22 protein-coding genes are annotated in these 19,838 nt (G+C 72.3%); 12 read left to right on the top strand and 10 right to left on the bottom strand.

Going from position 1 to position 19,838, the window contains the following annotated elements; all coding sequences use genetic code 11:
- Positions 1-155: 155 nt before the first annotated feature.
- From DEJ12_RS02195 to DEJ12_RS02180, 4 genes are all read right to left on the bottom strand, one after another.
- On the bottom strand, positions 156-884 hold the full coding sequence (locus DEJ12_RS02195) for a DinB family protein (RefSeq protein WP_111028894.1): 729 nt from the start codon (positions 882-884) through the stop codon (positions 156-158).
- Positions 881-1,492, bottom strand: a complete 612-nt coding sequence (locus tag DEJ12_RS02190; protein WP_111028893.1) for a hypothetical protein — start codon at positions 1,490-1,492, stop codon at positions 881-883. The genes DEJ12_RS02195 and DEJ12_RS02190 overlap by 4 nt, the downstream gene beginning before the upstream one ends.
- A 58-nt stretch (positions 1,493-1,550) precedes the next feature.
- Positions 1,551-2,426 (bottom strand): aminoglycoside phosphotransferase family protein, encoded by an 876-nt coding sequence (locus DEJ12_RS02185; protein WP_111028892.1) that lies wholly within the window; start codon positions 2,424-2,426, stop codon positions 1,551-1,553.
- Between the two features lie 117 nt (positions 2,427-2,543).
- Positions 2,544-3,194 (bottom strand): ScbR family autoregulator-binding transcription factor, encoded by a 651-nt coding sequence (locus DEJ12_RS02180; protein ID WP_111023391.1) that lies wholly within the window; start codon positions 3,192-3,194, stop codon positions 2,544-2,546.
- Positions 3,195-3,284: 90 nt separating this feature from the next.
- Here DEJ12_RS02180 and DEJ12_RS02175 point away from each other — a divergent pair, with 90 nt between their 5' ends.
- Positions 3,285-3,728 (top strand): disulfide bond formation protein B, encoded by a 444-nt coding sequence (locus DEJ12_RS02175; RefSeq protein ID WP_111028891.1) that lies wholly within the window; start codon positions 3,285-3,287, stop codon positions 3,726-3,728.
- A gap of 54 nt (positions 3,729-3,782) precedes the next feature.
- On the opposite strand, the gene DEJ12_RS02170 is transcribed toward DEJ12_RS02175, so the two are convergent.
- Positions 3,783-4,940: a GAF domain-containing protein gene (locus DEJ12_RS02170; protein ID WP_110865314.1), complete on the bottom strand. Its 1,158-nt coding sequence runs from the start codon at positions 4,938-4,940 to the stop codon at positions 3,783-3,785.
- The gene (locus tag DEJ12_RS02165) at positions 4,937-5,713 is read right to left on the bottom strand and encodes a ThuA domain-containing protein (RefSeq protein ID WP_258370454.1); all 777 of its coding nucleotides are present in this window, start codon (positions 5,711-5,713) and stop codon (positions 4,937-4,939) included. The genes DEJ12_RS02170 and DEJ12_RS02165 overlap by 4 nt, the downstream gene beginning before the upstream one ends.
- A 140-nt stretch (positions 5,714-5,853) precedes the next feature.
- Between DEJ12_RS02165 and DEJ12_RS02160 the strand changes: the two genes are divergently transcribed.
- Positions 5,854-7,293: a DUF4832 domain-containing protein gene (locus DEJ12_RS02160; protein WP_111028890.1), complete on the top strand. Its 1,440-nt coding sequence runs from the start codon at positions 5,854-5,856 to the stop codon at positions 7,291-7,293.
- Between the two features lie 79 nt (positions 7,294-7,372).
- Positions 7,373-7,828: a DUF3817 domain-containing protein gene (locus DEJ12_RS02155; RefSeq protein WP_111028889.1), complete on the top strand. Its 456-nt coding sequence runs from the start codon at positions 7,373-7,375 to the stop codon at positions 7,826-7,828.
- Between the two features lie 128 nt (positions 7,829-7,956).
- Here the strand turns inward: DEJ12_RS02155 and DEJ12_RS02150 are convergent, their stop codons facing one another.
- On the bottom strand, positions 7,957-10,167 hold the full coding sequence (locus tag DEJ12_RS02150; RefSeq protein ID WP_111028888.1) for an NADP-dependent isocitrate dehydrogenase: 2,211 nt from the start codon (positions 10,165-10,167) through the stop codon (positions 7,957-7,959).
- 193 nt (positions 10,168-10,360) lie between these two features.
- Between DEJ12_RS02150 and DEJ12_RS02145 the strand changes: the two genes are divergently transcribed.
- Positions 10,361-10,726 carry a hypothetical protein gene (locus DEJ12_RS02145; RefSeq protein WP_111028887.1) on the top strand — a complete coding sequence of 122 codons (366 nt, stop codon included), beginning with the start codon at positions 10,361-10,363 and terminating at the stop codon, positions 10,724-10,726.
- A 3-nt stretch (positions 10,727-10,729) separates the two neighbouring features.
- Here the strand turns inward: DEJ12_RS02145 and DEJ12_RS02140 are convergent, their stop codons facing one another.
- Entirely contained in the window at positions 10,730-11,224 is a 495-nt protein-coding gene (locus DEJ12_RS02140) for a hypothetical protein (RefSeq protein WP_071406257.1), read from the bottom strand.
- Positions 11,225-11,386: 162 nt separating this feature from the next.
- Here DEJ12_RS02140 and DEJ12_RS02135 point away from each other — a divergent pair, with 162 nt between their 5' ends.
- The 3 genes from DEJ12_RS02135 to DEJ12_RS02125 all read left to right on the top strand — a co-directional run bounded on the left by DEJ12_RS02135 (position 11,387) and on the right by DEJ12_RS02125 (position 15,300).
- Positions 11,387-12,505 carry a M23 family metallopeptidase gene (locus DEJ12_RS02135; protein ID WP_111028886.1) on the top strand — a complete coding sequence of 373 codons (1,119 nt, stop codon included), beginning with the start codon at positions 11,387-11,389 and terminating at the stop codon, positions 12,503-12,505.
- Between the two features lie 160 nt (positions 12,506-12,665).
- On the top strand, positions 12,666-13,940 hold the full coding sequence (locus DEJ12_RS02130; protein ID WP_111028885.1) for a hemolysin family protein: 1,275 nt from the start codon (positions 12,666-12,668) through the stop codon (positions 13,938-13,940).
- 448 nt (positions 13,941-14,388) lie between these two features.
- Complete coding sequence (locus tag DEJ12_RS02125) at positions 14,389-15,300, top strand: helix-turn-helix transcriptional regulator (RefSeq protein ID WP_071406260.1); 912 nt, start codon at positions 14,389-14,391, stop codon at positions 15,298-15,300.
- A gap of 45 nt (positions 15,301-15,345) precedes the next feature.
- Here DEJ12_RS02125 and DEJ12_RS02120 read toward each other — a convergent pair whose 3' ends face one another.
- Positions 15,346-15,549: a hypothetical protein gene (locus DEJ12_RS02120; protein WP_017887883.1), complete on the bottom strand. Its 204-nt coding sequence runs from the start codon at positions 15,547-15,549 to the stop codon at positions 15,346-15,348.
- A 38-nt stretch (positions 15,550-15,587) separates the two neighbouring features.
- On the opposite strand from DEJ12_RS02120, the gene DEJ12_RS02115 reads away from it, so the two are divergent.
- A complete protein-coding gene (locus tag DEJ12_RS02115) occupies positions 15,588-16,349 on the top strand; it encodes a class I SAM-dependent methyltransferase (protein ID WP_111028884.1) in 762 nt (253 codons plus the stop codon).
- Positions 16,350-16,517: 168 nt separating this feature from the next.
- Positions 16,518-17,000, top strand: a complete 483-nt coding sequence (locus DEJ12_RS02110; RefSeq protein ID WP_111028883.1) for an FBP domain-containing protein — start codon at positions 16,518-16,520, stop codon at positions 16,998-17,000.
- A gap of 164 nt (positions 17,001-17,164) precedes the next feature.
- Here DEJ12_RS02110 and DEJ12_RS02105 read toward each other — a convergent pair whose 3' ends face one another.
- On the bottom strand, positions 17,165-18,151 hold the full coding sequence (locus tag DEJ12_RS02105; RefSeq protein WP_111023409.1) for an aldo/keto reductase: 987 nt from the start codon (positions 18,149-18,151) through the stop codon (positions 17,165-17,167).
- Positions 18,152-18,262: 111 nt separating this feature from the next.
- Between DEJ12_RS02105 and DEJ12_RS02100 the strand changes: the two genes are divergently transcribed.
- The 3 genes from DEJ12_RS02100 (at position 18,263) to DEJ12_RS02090 (ending at position 19,792) form a co-directional block, all read left to right on the top strand.
- Positions 18,263-18,499 (top strand): hypothetical protein, encoded by a 237-nt coding sequence (locus DEJ12_RS02100; RefSeq protein WP_111028882.1) that lies wholly within the window; start codon positions 18,263-18,265, stop codon positions 18,497-18,499.
- 127 nt (positions 18,500-18,626) lie between these two features.
- Positions 18,627-19,172, top strand: coding sequence for an acyl-CoA thioesterase (locus DEJ12_RS02095; protein WP_111028881.1), 546 nt, complete (start codon positions 18,627-18,629; stop codon positions 19,170-19,172).
- Positions 19,173-19,204: 32 nt separating this feature from the next.
- Positions 19,205-19,792 carry a YdeI family protein gene (locus DEJ12_RS02090; RefSeq protein WP_111028880.1) on the top strand — a complete coding sequence of 196 codons (588 nt, stop codon included), beginning with the start codon at positions 19,205-19,207 and terminating at the stop codon, positions 19,790-19,792.
- Positions 19,793-19,838 lie beyond the last annotated feature (46 nt).

Raw genomic sequence — 19,838 nt, 5'->3', positions numbered from 1 at the left:
CTCGGCCAAAGCTATGCAACAGCCGGACCGGTTGTACAACGCAACCCCGCCTGTACGACGGTTTCCCTTGCGGTTGCGAGGAGGACAACCCCTGGTCAGCGGGGGTTTACCAAGGCGAGCCTGGGAGAACGGTAACGATCGGTCTGCCTGCTCGGCTATGCGTCGAGGTCACGCAACCCGGCTCGCTCCGCGATGTCGACGAGCTGCTCACGCCACCGGACCCATTCCTCCGGGGACTTGTCGGCCAGGTTGCCGTCGCCGTCGCCGGCCAGGCCGTCGAGCATCTCGCGCACGATGTCGGCGTGACCCGCGTGCCGGGCGGTCTCGTACGCCATGTGCACCAGGATCCGGTGCAGGGTGACGTCCCGGTGCCCCTCCGGCCACCACGGCACGGTCCCGGTGGCAGTGAGGTCGAGCGCCTCGATCGTGGCGTCGGCGTGGGCGGCACTCCGGTGGTGGAAGGCCACGATGTCGGCCATGGTCTCGTCGAGCGAGGCGTACATGTCCTCGCCGTCCTCCGACTCGAGCCAGGCGGGCTGGTCCGGCAACGGCCGCCCGAACACCTCGCCGAAGTAGCCGGCCTGCACCCCGGCGACGTGCTTCACCAGCCCGAGGACGTTCGTACCCGTCGGCGTCACCGGCCAGCGGGCCTGCCGCTCGGCCAGCCCGTCGAGCTTCGCCAGCAGGGCCGCACGGTGCTTCTGCAGGTACCGGTGCAGCGTCCGCTTCACCGCGGCGTCGGCGGCAGCGGCGTCCGCGCCGTCCGCCGCCGCACCGGCGGGGTGCCGCGTGGCCCGTTCGTCCGACAGCAGGGCGTTGCCGCTCGCGGCCAGGGTGCTGGTGCTCGCAGGGTGCACCTCGGGGACCGCTTCGACGTCGCTCATGCCCCCGATCGTGCCACCCGGAGCTCCTGCAGGCGCGTCGACTCCTGCACGGCGACCCGTTCAGCCGTCAGGAGCAGCCCGGCGACCTCGGTGCCGGTGCGTGCCGGGGCGTCGTTCCAGCTCGTCAGGTCCCGTACCCGCCCCATCCGGATGTCCGGCGCGGGGCACCACAGCACGGGCTCGCCCTCGTCGCGGGCGAGGGCGTGCCACACGACGTCGAGCGCGTGCTGCACCCGGGGAGCGTGCACCGCGTGCGGCCCGCCGGCGGCGGACACGACCGCACCGACCAGGCAGGCGCCGACGAGCGGCCGGCCCTGCACGTCCATCGCGGCGGCGCTGGAGGCCTTGCGCTCGCGGCCGTGCTCGTCGAGGTAGGCGAACCAGGCGTGCTGGACCCACCCGCGTTCGACGACGGCGCGGGCGTCGGAGAGCAGGTGGACGAGTTCCCCGAGTTCGCGCACCCGGTCGTCGACCCGTCGCGCGCGGGCGGCGGCGCGGCGGTCCGACAGACGGTCGAGCAGGCCGCGGAGACCGCGTCGCTCGGGTCGGACGGGGGCGGGGGAGGCGTCGGTGGCGACGTCGTGCTGGACGCGGAGCTCGAGGGTCATGGCGGCCCCTCCGATCGGCTGTGCACGGATGGTGCGGTCACGATAGCCCCGCGGGGACTCAGTCGTCCAGCACCGCGTCGATGCTCCGTCGCGCGACGCTCCGGAAGGCGCGTTCGTCGGCGGTCGCCAGCGCGGACGCGAGCGCGACCACCCACCCACGTGCGCGCAGCCAGGTGGCGTCCGGGGCCGCGACGCGCGCCCGGAACGCGGAACGCCCCGGCACGTCGAGCGTCAGCCAGGCGGTCGCGAGGTCGACGGCGGGGTCGCCCGCGGTGACGTCCCCGAAGTCGATCACGGCCGACAGGCGGTCGACACCGTCCGACGAGTCGACGAGCAGGTTGAAGGGGTGCAGGTCGCCGTGCACCCAGACGGGAGGCCCGGGGTGCGCGGGCACGGCCGCTGCGGTCCGCCACAGCGTGGCCAGCTCTCCGGCCCGGTGCACGCCGTGCTCGTCGAGTCGCGTCAGCACGGCGTCACTCCGCGACACGAGCGGCACCGCACGGAACGGGTTCACCGGGGCGTGGTCCGGGGCCGGGACGTGCAGGAGCCCGACGAACGCGGCGAGCGCCTCGGCGACGGGGACCCCGGCCGCCCGTTCACCGATCGCCGTACCGGGCAGCCACGGCACGATGCTCCACGACCACGGGTAGCCGAGGGCGGGGCGTCCGGTGCGCACCGGGGCAGGCACCGGGACGACCGATCCGACCCGGGCGGCGATGTCCGGCAACCAGCGCTGTTCGTGTTCGACGAGCCGTGCGGCCAGCTCCCGACGGGGGATCCGGACGGCCAGGTCGTCGCCCAGACGCAGCACGACGTTGTCCCAGCCGTTCGCGACGACCTCGAGCGGGAGGCCCGCCAGGTCGGGGTGCTGGTCGCGCAGCAGGGACCGGACGAGCGGGACGTCGACGTCGACCTCGGCAGCGGGTGTGGGCACCGCGTCAGGCTAGTGGGCCGCCGGACACATGCCCGCGAACTGGGGCCGGTGGCGCGACACCCTTCTCGGTAGTCTCAGAGGTGAGGTGACGTGGGTGTTTCCCTGGGGGGACCCGCGTCACTCCGGAGCGATGAGTGCGACGAGCCGCGGGATCTCCGGACGCAGCCGTTCGGTGACGAACGCGTCCAGCAGGACCGTCCAGAGTTCCCGCAGGCCCGCGAACAGGTCGGCCCGGCGGGTCATCACGTCCGAGACGGTCTGCACGCCGGTGTAGGCGCGGACGACGACCCGGCCGACCAGGTCCGGGTCCCACCGCGGGTCGAGCTCGCCCACCTCGACGGCCTGCCGCGCGAACCCGGCGACCACCGTGGTCCAGTCGGTGTACGGGTCCTGCCGGGCGACGTCGCTCGCGGCCACGTCGGTCGACAGGCGCACCCCGGCGCTCACGACGACCTCGGACGTCATCTGGACCGCGAGCCCCTGGCACAGCCACATGATCGACTCGAGCGGAGTGGTGCCCCGGGCCACCGCGGCCTCGCCGTAGCGGCGCGAGATCGCGTGCTGCTCGGCGACGACGGCCCCGGCCATGTCGGCCTTCGACGTGAAGTGGAAGTACAGCGCACCCTTGGTCATCCCGATGCGTTCGGCGATGCCGTCCATCGAGGCACCGACGTACCCGCGTTCGTCGAACTCCGCGGCCGCGCCCTCGATGATCGCCGTGCGGGTCGCGAGCGACCGCTGCTGCCGGGTCGGTCGGTCCTGCGCCATGGGGTCAGATCGTAGTCAGCGCACGCTGCCGCCGGGGTCCACTGGCCGCATTCGGCAGGCGTTCGGCCGGGTGCCCTACGGTCGGTCGCCATGGACGGATGGCGGAACCCTGCGCGCTGGGCACGGACGGGTCGGTGGCTGCTGCTGCCGATCGCGGTGCTGGACTGGGTCGCGCTCGCGCCGCAGACCATCGTGGTGCTCGCGTTCCTGATCGCCGTCGTCGGGCTCGCCGGCATGGGTGCGGCCCTCGTGGTGCACATGCTCCGTCGGTCCCGTGGGGCGATGGCCGGCCTCGGCGTGGTGATGCTGCTCGGCGGGCTCGTCGTGTTCGGCCTCGACCCGTTCCCGGGCTCGTTCCCGCTCATCCAGTCGTGGTGGCCGGAGTCCATCACGCAGCCGCAGCACGTCGGCAGCGCGTACTGGCAGCTCGCCGGACTGGGCATCGAGCTGGCGGGCTTCGCCCTGCTCGCGACCCTGCTCGTGGTCTCACTGACCGGGACCCCGCGCCCGCGGCAGGACCGCTTCCGCTCCTGACGTGCGCGGCACGATCAGGTGGCGCCGCACGACCGGGTGGCGCGGCACGCACGCTCAGTGCCGGGTGAGCACCACCAGCGTGACGTCCACCACTGCGTCCGTGGGGACGGCCGTACGCACCCGTTCGACCACGGTGGCCCCGTCCGGAGCCGAGCGCACCAGCGCGGCGAGGTCGTCCAGGTGCCGGAGCCCGTCCAGCGACAGGACGCCCTGGGTGCAGATCGCCAGCCGGTCCCCGGGGTCCAGGTCGAGCGCGCCGGGCGACCGTGGGATCGACTCCGGTTGCAGCCCGAGCGGCAGGTCGAGCGGGTGCAGGACGCGAGCCGGACCGTCGGCGGGGACGAGCACGGCGAGGCCGTGGCCGGCGTCGCCGAAGTCGACGTGACCCGACGTCGGGTCGAGCCGCAGGTGGAACAGCGAGCCGACGGCGTCCGCAGCCGACAGGTCGGCGGTGACCTGCGCCTCCAGGCCGACGATCGCGTCCGACATGGCCGAGCCGGTCCGTGCTGCCACGGCACCGCGGACCGCCGCGGCGAGCAGGCCCGACGCCGGGCCGGCCGCGCTCACCCGGCCGACGGTGACGTGCAGGGCACCGTCCGGTGCGACGCGCCAGTCGGCGACGTCACCCCCGCCGTCGTCGTGCTGGGCCACCAGGACGTCGAGGTCGTACCCCGGCACCGCGACCGGGTCCGGCACCAGGCCGTCGAGCACCCGACGGACCCGCCCGCGGTCGATGGCGACGCCGAGCTCGCGCTCCGCCCACCGGGCCAGGTCCCCGAGCAGGGCGACGTCGTCCGGCGAGAACGTGCGCGGAACAGCGTCCATCAGGCACAGCGTGCCCACCCGGGTGCCGTCGACCATGGTCAACGGTGCGCCCGCGTAGAACCGGATGCCGTGCTCGGCCACCGCCGCGGTGTGGGCGAACCGGGCGTCGAGCGACGCGTCCGGGATCACCATCGGTTCGCGGGTGAGCACCGTCGACGCGCAGAACTGCTCGCTGGCGGGGACACTCGATCCCTGGTGCCAGCCGAAGGTCGACTGCGTGGTGACGAGGTCGTGGTGGACGAGGTTGAGGAAGGTCAACGGGACGTCGAACGCCTCGTGGGCCATGCGGGTGATGCGGTCGAAGCGCTCCTCGGGTCCTGATCCCAAGATGGCGAGCGCCTCGATCACCGCGGTGCGCCTGTGCGCACCGTCGAGATGGTTGGTCACCCGGCCTGTCTACCCCCATCGTCCGTCAGGAACCAGTCCCGTGGGTGGGGGTCAGCCGTCAGCTCGCGGCGCTCGGACACCGGGGCGGCCCAGGCGGCGGCGTTCGACAGCACGCGCTGGATGTCCGGGTGGTGGTAGACGGGGTACTCCTGGTCGCCGGGCGAGAAGTAGAAGACCTTGCCGAGCCCCCGGCGGTACGCGACACCGGAGCGGAAGACCTCGCCGCCCGCGAAGGTCGACAGGAACACCTCTTCGTCGGGGCGCGGGATGTCGAAGTACTCGCCGTACATCTCCTGCCGGTCGATGACGATCGGGTGCGGCACCCCGGCGGCGATCGGGTGCTCGGGCGCAACCGTCCAGACGAGTTCGCGCTCGCCGTCGTTCCGCCACTTCAGCGAGCAGGTCGTGCCCATCAGGCGCTTGAACGGCTTGGAGTAGTGGCCGGAGTGCAGCACGACCAGGCCCATGCCGGCGTGCACGGCGTCGACGACCAGGTCGACGACAGCGTCGCTGACCTCGTCGTGGGCGGCGTGGCCCCACCAGAACAGCACGTCCGTGGTGGCCAGTCGTTCGGCGGTGATGCCGTGGTCGGGTTCCTGCAGGGTGGCGGTGGAGACGTCGGCTCCGGGCTGCAGCTGCCGGAGCGCCTCGGCGATCACGGTGTGCATGCCGTCGGGGTAGTGCCCGATGACCGTCGCGTCACCGCGGGTCTCGTGCACGTTCTCGTTCCAGACGACGATGTTCAGGGGACGGTTCTCGGTCGACGGCGACATGGGACCCACGCTACCCGTGATCGCTTTGCGCAGGTCCTGGCGTTTTCTGATCGTTTGGCCTACCTTCAGATCACAATCGCGCAGGCGACGGTGCCAGGGGGTGCCGGTCACCGCCCGCGCCGAGGACAGGGGCTCGTCCGATGCAGCACCGCACCATCACCACCGTCGCACTCGCGGCGGTGCTCGCACTCGCCGTACCGACCACCGCGTGGGCATCACCCACCGGTCACCACTCGAAACGGATCGCGACCACCTCGACCGTGACCTACACGGCGAGCGACGCGGTCATCCCGAACCCCTCGCGCGGGTTCGACCACACCACCGAGACGCACTACCGCGCCGACGGCACCGGGTACACGCCGCTCGACGCCGCGACCCTCCGGGGGTACCGGGCCGAGGGCGTCACGCAGGTCGTCCGGGTGTTCTACATGGAGGCGTTCGTCCAGCAGCGGCAACTCAGCCCGGCCTGGCTCGCGCTCGTGCAGCACGACTACGACACCGCGCGCGCCGCCGGCGTGGGTGTGATCACCCGGTTCGCGTACGTCCAGGGTGGCTCGTACCCGTACTCGGCGCCCTACGGTGACGCCGACCTGCCGACCGTGCTCGCGCACATCGAGCAGCTCACCCCGACGCTCCGCCGGAACGCCGACGTCATCCCGACCCTGCAGGGGGGATTCATCGGGCTCTGGGGCGAGGGCTACTACACCGACCACTTCGCCAGTGACCCGGCGAACCCGGGTGTGCTGACCGAGGCCGACAAGGACGCCCGACGACAGGTCCTGCAGGCCGAACTCGCGGCCCTGCCGTCCAGCCGCTCGGTCCAGGTCCGCACGATGCAGATGAAGCAGGACGCACTCCGCACGCCGTCCGGCACGGCCGGGGCGCTCACCCCGGCGCAGGCGCACGACGGGTCGGCAGCGTCGCGCATCGGGCACCACAACGACTGCTTCCTCGCCTCGCCGGACGACTTCGGCACGTTCCTGAGCAACCCGCTGTCGCTCGACCAGGACTACCTGGCGGCGGAGTCGCGGTACGTCCCCGTCGGTGGTGAGACCTGCGCCGTGAACGCGCCGCGGTCCGAGTACCCGTCCGCCTCGGCCGAGATGGCGAAGTACCACTACAGCTACCTCAACCTCGACTACAACAAGGACGTCCTGGCGACCTGGGGTGCGGAGGGCATGACCGACGCCGCGAAGAAGCTCGGCTACCGCTTCACGATGACGTCGAGCACCGCCACCTCTGGCGCGAAGCCGTCGGTGGCGGTGTCGATCCGGAACGACGGCTGGGCGGCGCCGTACAACAGCCGCCCGGTGCAGCTCGTCCTGACCGACGGCGATCGCCGGGTGACCGTGCCCGTGGCCGCCGACGCGTCGTCCTGGCAGCCGGGACGGACCGTGACCGTCCGGGCGTCGCTGGCCGACGTGCCGAACGGGCGCTGGAGCATCGCACTCGCCCTGCCCGCGCCGGAGGCCTCGGTGGCGGCGAACCCGGCCTTCGCGATCCAGACGGCGAACACCGGCACGTGGGACGCGAGCGCGGGTGTGAACCGCCTCGGGCAGACGGTGGTCGTGCGGCACTGAGCGGACCTGCAGGGCGCCCCGGGTCGGACGATCCGGGGCGCCCTGCTGTCTGTCAACCGGGTCCGCCACCATGGAGGCCATGACTCCGCGCTCCCTGTTCCGCGCCGCCGCGGTCGCCGAACTCGTGACCTGGACCCTGCTCATCCTCGGGATGGTGCTCAAGTACGGCCTGGACGCCGGCGACTGGGGCGTCCGCATCGGGGGTGGGGTGCACGGCTTCGTGTTCCTGGCGTACCTGGTGGTCACGACGGTCGTGGCGGTGAACCAGCGGTGGTCGTTCGGTGCGCTCGTGCTCGGCTGGGCCAGTGCCGTCGTGCCGTACGCCACGGTGCCGTTCGAGGTCGCGGTCGCCCGCCGCGGCATGCTCGAGGGCTCCTGGCGCCGCTCGCCGGACGCCCACTCGGGCTTCTGGGACCGCCTGCTGTTCTTCGTGGTGCGTCGGCCCGCCGTGGCCGCGGGCATCGGGGTCGTGGCCGTCGCCCTCGTCTTCACCGGGCTGCTCGCCGCCGGCCCGTCCGTGCCGTCCCGCGGCTGACGCGACGAGCGCCCACGCGTCACTTCGTGAGCAGCTGTGGTCGGGTTCGTGGTGCGGACGCGACCACGGACGGACGGGAGGCCCGGTGCCAGCTGGCACCGGGCCTCCCGTCCGTCGGCTGGTCGCTGCTAGAGCGCTGCCAGCGCCGCGTTCAACGTGGCGGACGGACGCATGACCGCGCTCGTCTTGGCGTCGTCGGGACGGTAGTAGCCGCCGATGTCGGCCGGGTGACCCTGCACCGAGACGAGCTCGTCGACGATCGTGTGCTCCTGCTCACCGAGCTTCGCCGCGAGGTCCGCGAACGACGCCGCGAGCTCGGTGTCCTGGGTCTGCGCCGCGAGCTCCTCGGCCCAGTACTTCGCCAGGTAGAAGTGGCTGCCGCGGTTGTCGATCGAGCCGAGCTTCCGACCCGGGGACTTGTCCTGCTCCAGGAACGTCCCGGTGGCTCGGTCGAGGGTCTCGCCCAGGATCTTCGCCCGCTCGTTGCCCGTCACACCGGCGAGGTGCTCGAGGCTGACCGCCAGTGCGAGGAACTCGCCCAGGCTGTCCCAGCGCAGGTAGTTCTGCTGCACGAGCTGCTGCACGTGCTTCGGCGCGGAACCACCGGCACCGGTCTCGAACAGGCCGCCACCGCCCAGCAGCGGGACGACGGAGAGCATCTTCGCCGAGGTGCCGAGCTCCATGATCGGGAACAGGTCGGTCAGGTAGTCGCGCAGGACGTTGCCGGTGACCGAGATGGTGTCCTCGCCGCGGCGGATGCGCTCGAGCGAGAAGCGCATGGCGTCCTCGGGCGCGAGGATCTCGATCTGCAGGCCCTCGGTGTCGTGCTCGCCGAGGTACTGGCGGACGAGCCCGATGAGGTTCGCGTCGTGCGCGCGGGTCTCGTCGAGCCAGAACACGGCCGGCGTCGCGGAGGCACGGGCGCGGGTGACGGCGAGCTTCACCCAGTCGCGGATGGCCACGTCCTTGGTCTGGCAGGCGCGCCAGATGTCACCGGGCTCGACGTCGTGCTCGATGACGACGTCGCCCGAGGCGGTCGTGACGCGGACCACACCGGCGCCGGGGAGCTCGAACGTCTTGTCGTGCGAGCCGTACTCCTCGGCCTTCTGCGCCATCAGGCCGACGTTGGGCACGGAGCCCATCGTCGACGGGTCGAAGGCGCCGTGGGCGCGGCAGTCGTCGAGCACGGCCTGGTAGATGCCGGCGTAGCTCGAGTCGGGGATGACGGCGAGGGTGTCGTGCTCGTCGCCGTCCGGGCCCCACATGTGCCCCGAGGTGCGGATCATCGCGGGCATCGAGGCGTCGACGATGACGTCGCTCGGCACGTGCAGGTTCGTGATGCCCTTGTCCGAGTCGACCATGGCGAGCTCGGGGCCGTCGGCGATGCCCTGCTTGAAGGCACGCTCGATCTCGGCGCCGTTCGGCAGCGCAGCGAGGCCGGCGAGGATCGAGCCGAGGCCGTCGTTCGGGGTCAGGCCCGCGGCGGCGAGGTCGGCGCCGTATCGCTCGAACACCGACGGGAAGAACGCCTTGATGACGTGGCCGAAGATGATCGGGTCCGAGATCTTCATCATCGTGGCCTTGAGGTGCACGGAGAACAGGATGTCCTCGGCGGCGGCGCGCTCGATCTGCTTCCGCAGGAACGACTCGAGTGCGGCCACGTGCAGCACGGTGCCGTCCACGACCTCGCCCTGCAGGACGGGGATCGACTGCTTGAGGACCTGTTCGCTGCCGTCCTCGGCCACGAAGGTGATCGTCAGGACGTCGTCGGCGGGGGCGATCCAGGACTTCTCGTTCGACCGGAAGTCGTCGACGCCCATGGTGGTGACGTTCGTCTTCGAGTCACGCGACCAGGCGCCCATGCGGTGCGGGTGCTTGCGGGCGTAGTTCTTGACGGACAGGGGTGCGCGGCGGTCGGAGTTGCCCTCGCGCAGCACCGGGTTGACGGCGCTGCCCTGGACACGGCCGTAGCGGGCGCGGACGTCGCGCTGCTCGTCGGTCGTGGCCTCGTCCGGGTAGTCGGGCAGGTCGTAGCCCTGCGCCTGCAGTTCCTTGATCGCGACCTTGAGCTGGGGGATCGACGCCGAGATGTTCGGCAGCTTGATGATGTTCGCCTCGGGGGTCTTCGCCAGGTCGCCGAGTTCGGCGAGGGCGTCGTCCAGGCGCTGCTCGTCGGTGAGCCGCTCCGGGAACTGGGCGATGATCCGGCCGGCGAGCGAGATGTCGCGGGTCTCGACGTCGACACCCGCGGTGCCGGCGAAGGCCTGGATGACCGGGAGGAAGGAGTGGGTGGCGAGGAACGGCGCCTCGTCCGTGAGGGTGTAGATGATCTTGGCCATGCTGGCGGGTACTCCCTTGTTCGACCGTCGGTACGTCCACGGTACTCGTGGCGCAGGATGTCTCGACATCAAGATACATGGCCTCCGCTTCCGCGCGGCAGATGCTCGGCCGACACCCTGGAGGCGCACTGTCGACACATAGGAACGGTGCGTGGACTGGTCTTCCGCAGCACCAGAGCGAGGGAGAGCGCGCATGACCACCACACGGCAGACCCCGGACGACTTCGGCTGGACCGCGGAGGACCTGCGGTCCGCCTACGCCTCGGACGGCAGCGGGCCCTACCGGTACGCGCCGGACGGCTCCGGCCCGTTCTCGTACGACCCCGACGGCTCCGGTCCCTGGCTCGTCGGCCCCGAACCCCGACGGAGCACGAAGCGCTTCGCACCGCGTCAGCGTGGCAGCCGGTCGCGGTTGCGGCGGATCGGGACGGCCTGCACCGCCGGAGCGCTGGCGCTCGTGCTCGCCGTCGGCAGTGTCTCCGTCGTCGCGCACGCCGCTCCGCCACACCCGTCGCTGCAGGCGGGCACCGCGCAGGGCTCCGGAGCCGACGGAGCCTGAGCCTCAGTCGCCGATCGAGACGCGGAACACCCGGACGCCGGCGGCACGGAGCCCGGCGAGCCCGAGCCGCATGCGCAGCGGCCGGAAGGGCCGGCGGAACCCGGACGACGCCGACGCGGCATCGATCTGGTGCAGGACCTCGGACGTCAGGGTGCGCTCGAGCTTCGGCGCGAGCCGGGTCACCCCGGACACCGTGACGACGATGCGGACGGCGTGCGGCGCGAGCATCGGTGCGATGAGCTCGGCAGCCGCCTGCGCCCGGTGGAACGCGGGGTCGTCACCGGGGCGACGGATCGCGATGACGGCCAACGCCGCGTCCCACGTCTCCTCGGGGTCCGGTAGGTCGTCGACCCCGATGACCCGCATCCGCGCAGCGTCGATCCCGGCGCGCACGGCGGCGGCCCGGAGCACGGGGAGGAGTTCCTGGGTACCGGCCAGCACGACGTCGGCCGACGCCAGGTCGACCGTTCCGTACCGCTCACGCGGCGATCGGGCCATGGTGCGGGTCCTTCCGTCGCTTTCCCCTGACCGTACCGATGCGGAGGGCCCGGGGGACGCTTCCGCCCGTGGTGATCAGAGGCCTCCCAGCGCACTCGGTAACGAAAAGATCACGAAAGGGCCTGTACAAAGCGACAGAGTCGTGCAGAATGGTGGGCGGCCATGACGACTGCACCCGAACTCGACCAGCACCCGGAGACCCCGGTGGTGCACCTGTCCCGTCGCGCCGCCCTCGAGGCCGAGCGTGCAGCAGCCCGCGGACCGCAGCGTCGCAGCAAGACGGCGCCGGTCGCGAAGGCCGCCAAGCCCGAGAAGCCGGCCAAGGCAGCGAAGGTCGCCAAGCCGGCGAAGGCCGCGAAGCCGGCCAAGGCGCCGAAGGCCGCGAAGGTCGCCAAGCCCGTGCAGGCCGTGGTCCTCGCGACAGCGTCCTCGGCCACCGAGCCGGCCGGCCGCCGCTCCGCAGCCGCACGCGCCACCACCGAGCACGTCGATGACCGCATCCAGCGGGTCGTCCGTCGCCCTGCGCCCAAGGTGACCCGCGTCGCCAGCGCACCCCGGGCCTCCCGGTCGGCCCGCGCCGGACGCATCACGCTCACCAGCGCCGCCGCCGCGATCGCGATGTTCGCCGCCTCGGCGATGCCCGCCCACGCGAGCGCCGGCACCTCGATGGCCACCTCGACCATCGCGCCCGTCGTGCGCACCCAGGACTACGCCGTGACCCAGGCGGTCACGGCCGCCGGGTTCGACCGTGACGGGTTCACCGTCGGCGGCGGCTCGACCGTCACCACGAAGACCGCTGGGTCCGCCGACACCGCGGCGACCGCGGGCGGCGCCGTCTCGTTCGGCGGCGCGGTCCGCTCGCCGTTCCCCGGCCCGGTGCAGATGAGCTCCGGCTTCGGGTACCGCTCGGCACCGTGCGGGGCGTGCTCGTCGCTGCACCAGGGCCTCGACTTCACCCCGGGCATGGGCACGCCGATCGGCGCCGTCGCCGCGGGCAAGGTCCGGGTCTCGGGCACCTACTTCTCGTACGGCAACGCGGTCATCATCGACCACGTGGTCGACGGCCGTCAGGTCTCCACGCTCTACGGCCACATGATCCCCGGCTCCTCGCCGCTCAAGGTCGGCGACACCGTCGCTGCCGGGCAGTTCATCGGGCTCGTCGGGTCCTCCGGCGTCTCGACCGGTGCGCACCTGCACCTCGAGGTCCTGATGGACGGCGTCACGCCGATCGACCCGAAGGCGTGGCTCGAGGCCCGCATCGGTCGCTCGCTCACCCTGTAGCGACCGCGCCCCGCAGCGACCGCTCCCGTCACGACGCCGGATCCACAGCCGCTGTCGAGCGGCAGTACGGTGATGTCCCAGTCGGCCTGTGCAGACTCACAGGCATGGACGATCCCCACAGACCGCCCGCCCGTCGTCGATCCGAGGCGGCTGCCCGCTGATGGGCGCCGACACCTGGATCGCCTTCGGGCTCGTCATCCTCTTCGTGCTCGTCGGCGGGGTCTTCGCGGCCGCCGAGATCGCACTCGTCTCGCTCCGCGAATCCCAGCTGCAGCAGCTCGAACGCCGCGGCCCCCGCGGGATGCGGGTCGCCGAGCTCGGCCGTGACCCCAACCGGTTCCTGTCCGCCGTGCAGATCGGCGTGACCGTCGCCGGGTTCTTCTCCGCCGCGTACGGTGCGTCCTCGATCGCACCCGACGTCGCACCGCTGTTCCAGGGGCTCGGCCTCGAGCAGGGGACGGCCGAAGCCGTCGCGCTGGTGCTGATGACCCTCGTCATCGCGTACCTGTCTCTCGTGTTCGGCGAGCTCGTGCCGAAGCGCCTCGCCCTGCAGCGTGCCGAGGGCTTCTCGATGGCCGTCGCCCCGACCCTGGAGCGCTTCGCGGTGCTCATGCGGCCCGTGATCTGGCTGCTCTCGAAGTCCACCGACACCGTCGTACGACTGCTCGGTGGCGACCCGGACGCCCGCAGCGAGTCGATGAGCACCGAGGAGCTCCGCGGCCTGGTCGACGAGCACACCGGCGTCGACGAGCAGGGACGCCGGATCGCCCGCAGCGCCCTGGACGCCGGTGACCGCATCCTGCGCGAGTCGATGCGCCCCTGGTACGACGTCTCGACGCTGGATGCCGGCCTCTCCGTCGCCGAAGCCACCGACCAGGCCATCGCGGCCGGGCACACCCGGTACCTCGTGACCTCCGGCGGGCGTGACGAGGTCCAGGGCTTCGTGCACCTCCGTGACCTGCTGCGTCCGGTCGATCCCTCGGCACCGGTCGCCACGCTCGTCCGGCCGGTGCTCGCCCTGCCCGAGACGAAGTCGCTGTCGAGCGCGATCGCGGACATGCGCACCGACGGCCACCAGATCGCCCTGGTGGTCGACGAGTACGGCGGCAGCGCGGGCATGGTCACGCTCGAGGCGCTGCTCGAGGACCTCGTCGGCCGCATCCGCGACGAGTGGGACTCCACCGAGCACGACGAGTCCGTGCTGGCACACGACGGCGTCGACGGGGCCACGGTGCTCGAGGACCTGGCCGCGGACGGCGGTCCGGTCCTGCCGGACGGCGACTACGAGACCGTGGGTGGGCTCGTGCAGGTGCAGCTGGACCGCGTGCCCCAGGTCGGCGACGTCGTCCTGGTCGGTTCCCACCGCCTCGAGGTGACCGCCATGGACGGTCACCGCGTCGCGCGGGTGCGCATCGGGGCCGACGCCGCGCCCTGACCGCGGGACAGAGCGGGGGGGGAGCCCGTGGCGCAGGCGGTCGCAACACCCCGCGGGACGCCGGCGAGCGGTCACAGGCCGTCGTCCACGGCGCCACCAGCCGACAGGTCGCGACCACCCGGCGGGCGGCACGCGACGTGTCGCGACCGGTCGGGCACGGCCGGTCACGCAACGGAACGCGACCAGACGGCGTACGGGAGGCACGTGGCGGGGCCGCCCCGCGCCTCCCGTCCGCTCCGGGCGGTCGCAACACCCCGCCAGACGCCGACGAGCGGTCGCAGGCCGTCGCCTGCGGCGCCACCAGCCGACAGGTTGCGACGGGACGGCGCACGGCACGCGACGTGTCGTGACCAGTCAGCGACGGCCGGCGGCCCCGCCGCGCCCTGACCGGCCGACGGGTACCGCCGGTGCCTGCCGGACGCACGGCCCGGGCACGTACGCTCGTCGCATGGGTATCGACGTGCGCAACGAGATCCGCGACTTCCTGTCCTCCAGGCGGGCGCGGCTCACCCCCGAGCAGGTCGGCATGCCGTCGTTCGGCGGTGGCGTCCGACGCGTGCCCGGGCTGCGTCGGCACGAGGTCGCCATGCTCGCCGGCGTGAGCGTCGACTACTACACGCGACTCGAACGCGGCTCGCTCAAGGGCGTCTCGGACAGCGTGCTCGAGGGCCTGGCGAGCGCCCTGCAGCTCGACGAGGACGAGCGTGCGCACCTGTGGGACCTCACGCGCCTGGCGAACTCCGGCGCGAAGGTCATGCACCGGAACGTTCCGACCCGCGTGCGCCCCGGCGTGCAGCGGCTGCTCGACGCCATCACCGGCGCACCGGCCTGGGTGCGGAACGAGCGCGGGGACGTCGTCGCGACGAACGAGCTCGGCCGCGCGCTCTACGCTCCGCTCTTCGCCGGCCCCGGACGCCCGGTGAACACCGCACGCTTCACGTTCCTCGACCCGGCCGCCCGCGACTTCTTCCCGGACTGGGCACAGACCGCGAAGGACGCCGTGGCCGTGCTCCGGACCGCCGCGGTGTCGAACCCCTGCGAGCCGGGGCTCATCACGCTCGTCGGTGAGCTCTCCACCCGGAGCGAGGAGTTCCGCGGCTGGTGGGCCGCCCACGACGTCCGGATGCAGCGCACCGGCAAGAAGCGCATCGACCACCCGATCGTGGGGGAGCTGCGGCTGTCCTACGAGGCGCTCGACCTGGTCGCCGACCCCGGCCTGACGCTGTTCTCGTACTCGGCCGAACCGGGCAGCGAGTCCGAGCGGTCGCTCGCGCTGCTCGGCAGCTGGGCCGCGACGGAGCGGGCAGAGCAGTACGCGGCCCTGCGCGAGTCGGAGTCCGAGTCCGAGTCGGTCGACTGACCCGGCCCGCCGACGGGCAGGTGCGTCAGCGCCGTGGTCGGACCGTCAGGCCTGGGGCGGCACGTCGCCGTCGAACAGCTCCGGCGAGCGCATCCGCTCGATGCGCAGCTGCCGCTCCGTCGCCGACAACCGCAGGACACGGATCGCGGCGAACACGAGCACGATGAGGGCGACGGCCAGCACGGCGAGCGCCAGCACGAACAGGGCGTAGAGGACGACGACGAATCCGAGACCACTGTCTGCGAGCATCCGTCGAACATAGCAGCGCGGGTTCGTAGGGTGGGGACGTGACGAGGACGACGGACGGCTCAGCCGGCGCTGCGGACCACCGGCAGCACCGCCGGCCCGAACCCGCGTTCGCCCGTGCGGTCGCGAAGGCCCTCGGCGACGCCCGGACCGTGCTCGACGTCGGTGCCGGTGCCGGTGCCGGTGCCGGTGCCGCCGGGTCCTACGCGCCGACCGACCGCGATGTGACCGCCGTGGAGCCCGCCGGAGACCTGCCCTTCGCCGACGCCACCTTCGACGCCGCGATGACGACCTTCTCGCTGCACGAGTGGGACGACCTCGAACGCGGGCTCGCCGAGGTGCGTCGGGTCACCCGGGGCCCGATCGTGGTCCTGACGTTCGACCCCGACCGCATCGAGCGAACCTGGCTCGCCGAGTACGCGCCCGAGGTGCTGTCGGCCGACGCCCGTCGCCATCCGGCACTGCCGCGGATCGCCGACGCACTGGGCGACGACACCGTGACGAGCACCCCGTTGCCGATCCCGTTCACGTGCGTCGACGGGTTCGCCGAGGCGTACTACGCCCGCCCCGAGCGACTCCTCGACCCCGGCGTGCGCCAGGCGGACCCGGCGTGGGGCCTGGTCGACGAGTTCACCGTCCGGCGGTCGGTGGCAGCGCTCCGCACCGCGCTCGAGTCGGGGGAGTGGGACCGGCGGCACGGGTCGCTCCGCATCCGCCCGACGTACGAGGGTTCGGTCGTCCTGGTCACGGCGACGCCGAACCGGCCGCGGACGGACCGGGCCGGGCTTGACACCCGGTCGTAGGCTGGTCGGGTGAGCTTCCAGGAGGTGGTCGGCGCCCGTATCGCCGGCATCAGGGCGTGAGGCCCCCGGTCGTGCCCTCGGGTGCGGCCGCCCTCGTCGAACCCTGACCTCCTCCGCCCGGTGCGGTGTGCGTCCGCACACCCCGGGCCTGCACGAAAGCGATCACCCATGCTCCCCATCGTGGAGAAGACCCTCCGCACGTCCTTCGTCAACGCCTCGCGCAAGGAGGTGTCCGACCTCACGCTGCCCGCCGACTTCGAGACGCTCGGCTGGGACGCGCTCGACTACCTCGGCTGGCGCGATCCGAAGATCGGTCGGCGTGCGTACGCCGTCGTGCCGACCCTGGACGGCGACCTGATCGGCATCCTGTTCCGGCAGGCCGAGGCCTCGCCCCGCTCCCGTGCCCAGTGCTCGTGGTGCCAGGACGTCAAGCTGCCGAACGACGTCGCGTTCTACAGCGCGAAACGGTCCGGGCCGGCCGGACGGAACGGCAACACCGTCGGCACCCTGGTCTGCCAGGACTTCCAGTGCTCGCGGAACGTCCGGAAGCTGCCGCCGCCCGCCTACGAGGGCTACGACGTCGAGGCCGCGCGCCTCCGGCGCATCGAGAACCTGCAGGTCCGGGCCGCGTCATTCGCCGCCGAGGTCTGAGACGCCGGCGTCCTCGAAGGACGCCCTCGAGTCAGCGAGACGCCGCCGGATTCGGAGGCGTCTCGTGCTGACGCCGGCGTCTCGCGTCCGCTGACGCGACTGACGACGGCCGGAAGGCCCGGTGCCAGCTGGCACCGGGCCTCCCGGCCGTCAACCGGTCGCGTCTACCGACCGATGGTCGACATGTCGGGGTAGCGGTCACCGGTCGGGACCGGCAGCGCCGACAGGCGCGACAGCTGGTCCGCCGTGAGGGTCAGGTCGGCTGCGCCGACGTTCTCCTCGAGGCGGGAGACCCGCTTCGTGCCGGGGATCGGGACGATGTCGTCACCCTGGGCCAGCAGCCAGGCGAGCGACACCTGCGCCGGGGTGGCCCCGGCCTCGGTCGCGATGTCCTTGACGGCGTCGACGATGCGCATGTTCTGCTCGAACGCCTCCTGCTGGAAGCGCGGGTTCGCCAGGCGGAAGTCGTCGGAGTCCAGGTCGGACGGCTTCGTGATGGCACCCGTCAGGAACCCGCGGCCGAGCGGCGAGTACGGCACCAGGCCGATGCCGAGCTCGCGCAGGGTGTCGAGGACGTCGCCCTCGGGGTCCCGCGTCCACAGCGAGTACTCGCTCTGCAGCGCGGTGATCGGGTGGACGGCGTGGGCCTTGCGGATGGTGTCGGCACCGGCTTCGGACAGTCCGATGTGCCGGATCTTGCCCTCCTGCACGAAGCCGGCGAGCTGGCCGATGACGTCCTCGATCGGGACGGCCGGGTCGACGCGGTGCTGGTAGTAGAGGTCGATGTGGTCCGTGCCCAGGCGACGGAGGGAGCCTTCGAGCGCCTCGCGCACGGACTCCGGCTGGCTGGAGAGACCGCGCTGCTGCGTCGGGGTCTCCTCACCGGCCTCGTGGCGGTACAGGCCGAACTTGGTCGCGATGACGACGTCGTCGCGACGGCCCTCGAGCGCACGGCGCAGGAGTTCCTCGTTCGTGTAGGGGCCGTACGCCTCGGCGGTGTCGAACAGGGTGACGCCGAGGTCGATCGCGCGGTGGATGGTGCGGATCGACTCGTCGTCGTCGGTGCCGGCGCCCGTGTAGAAGGCGCTCATGCCCATGGTTCCGAGGCCGATCGGTCCGACCTCGAGGTCTGCGAGCTTGCGTGTCTGCATGCTGCAGGTCTACTCCCGGTCCCCGTGACGGCGGGAGGCACTGGCTGTACCCGCCTCGGCACCGCTACGCTGCGAGGGACGGGGCAGACGCCCCGGGCTCGGGGGAATGTCGTGGTCGTCATCTGGATCGTCATCGCCGTGGTCCTCGTGCTCGGCGCCCTGCTCGTCGTGCTCGAGGTGCAGAACCGCCGTCGGCGGCGGGCGCTCGAATCGATCGAAGACCTGTCGGATCCGCGTGACAGCGCACGCGCCGCGGCCGAAGCCGATGCGGCGCACTCCAGGACCGAGGGGCTCGCCAAGTCCGCGCACCCCGGCATCACGGGCGCCGGCGGCGGCTTCCCCGGCTGAACCGCCCGACCCCGCCGCTTGCCGGTTGTCGGGAGCGGCTGGTCGTGTGTCGGAAGACGGCCGCGCGCTTCGTGAGGTTCCTCCAAGGTGCTCGCACGAGTGCTCCGCGCACTGGTGTGATCGACCCGTGAACCTGTACTTCCGACTGCTCCTGCTGCAGCTGCGCACCCGTCTGCGCGCTCGGGTCGGTGGACGCCGCCGGGCGTCGCTCTGGGACGAGGTCCGGACGCCGTTCCGGGTCGCTCCCACCGACCTCGACCCGCTGCGGCACGTCAACAACGGCAAGTACCTGTCGATGCTCGACCTCGGTCGGCTCGACCTGATGCTCCGCTCCGGGTACTGGGCAACGCTGTCCGAACGTGGCTGGTACCCCGTCGTCTCGGCGCAGACGATCACGTACAAGCGGTCGTTGACGCTCGGGCAGCGGTTCGAGCTCCACACCCACGTGCTCGGGGTCGACGACCGTGCCGTGTACCTGGAGCAGACGTTCGTGCGGCAGGGTGCCGTGATGGCCCGCGCCGTGGTGCAGGCACGGTTCCTGCGGCGTTCCGGCGGGACGGTGCCCACCGCGGACCTGCTCGAGGCGGCGGGCGGCGCGGACCGCGACCTGACGGTGCCCGACTGGGTGCACGACTGGGCGAGTGCGACCCGGATCAGCAGCAGCGCGGCCTGACCCGCGCGGCCGCCCGGTCCTACGATGACCGCATGGACATCGTCGACCTGGTGCTGCCGGACGTCGCCGCGTGGCGTGCCTGGCTGGACGACCACGAGCACGAACCCGACGGCGTGTGGCTCGTCCTCGCCAAGAAAGGCGTCACGGAGCCGACGACCCTGACCTACGACACGGCCCTCGACGAGGCGCTCTGCTCCGGGTGGATCGACGGGCAGCGGCGCGGGCGCGACGACACCACCTACCGCCAGCGGTTCACCCCGCGCCGGAAGGCCTCGCTGTGGTCGCAGCGGAACCTCGGCCTGGTCGCCGCACTCATCGCCGAGGGGCGGATGCGGGAGCGCGGGGACGCCGAGATCGATCGCGCCAAGGCGGACGGCCGGTGGGACCGCGCCTACGCCGGCTCGGCAACGGCCACGGTGCCCGAGGACCTGCAGGCCGCGCTCGACGCCGCCCCCGCAGCCGCCGCGCTGTTCGCCGAGCTCGACGCCACCAACCGGTACGCCGTGCTGCACCGCATCACCACCGCCCCGAACGCCACAGTGCGGACGAACCGGCTCACCAAGCTCGTCGGCGGACTCGAACGCGGCGAGACCCCGTACCCGCGACCCACCCGTCCGTAGACCCTGCGAACCCGGAAAGCGGTCGGGGGACACCGACTCAGGGACC

The organism is Curtobacterium sp. MCLR17_059, from assembly GCF_003234665.1.
Taxonomy (GTDB): Bacteria; Actinomycetota; Actinomycetes; order Actinomycetales; family Microbacteriaceae; genus Curtobacterium; species Curtobacterium flaccumfaciens.
Note: the sequence above shows the minus strand (reverse complement) of the source record. Positions and strands in the feature narration are given on the sequence as shown.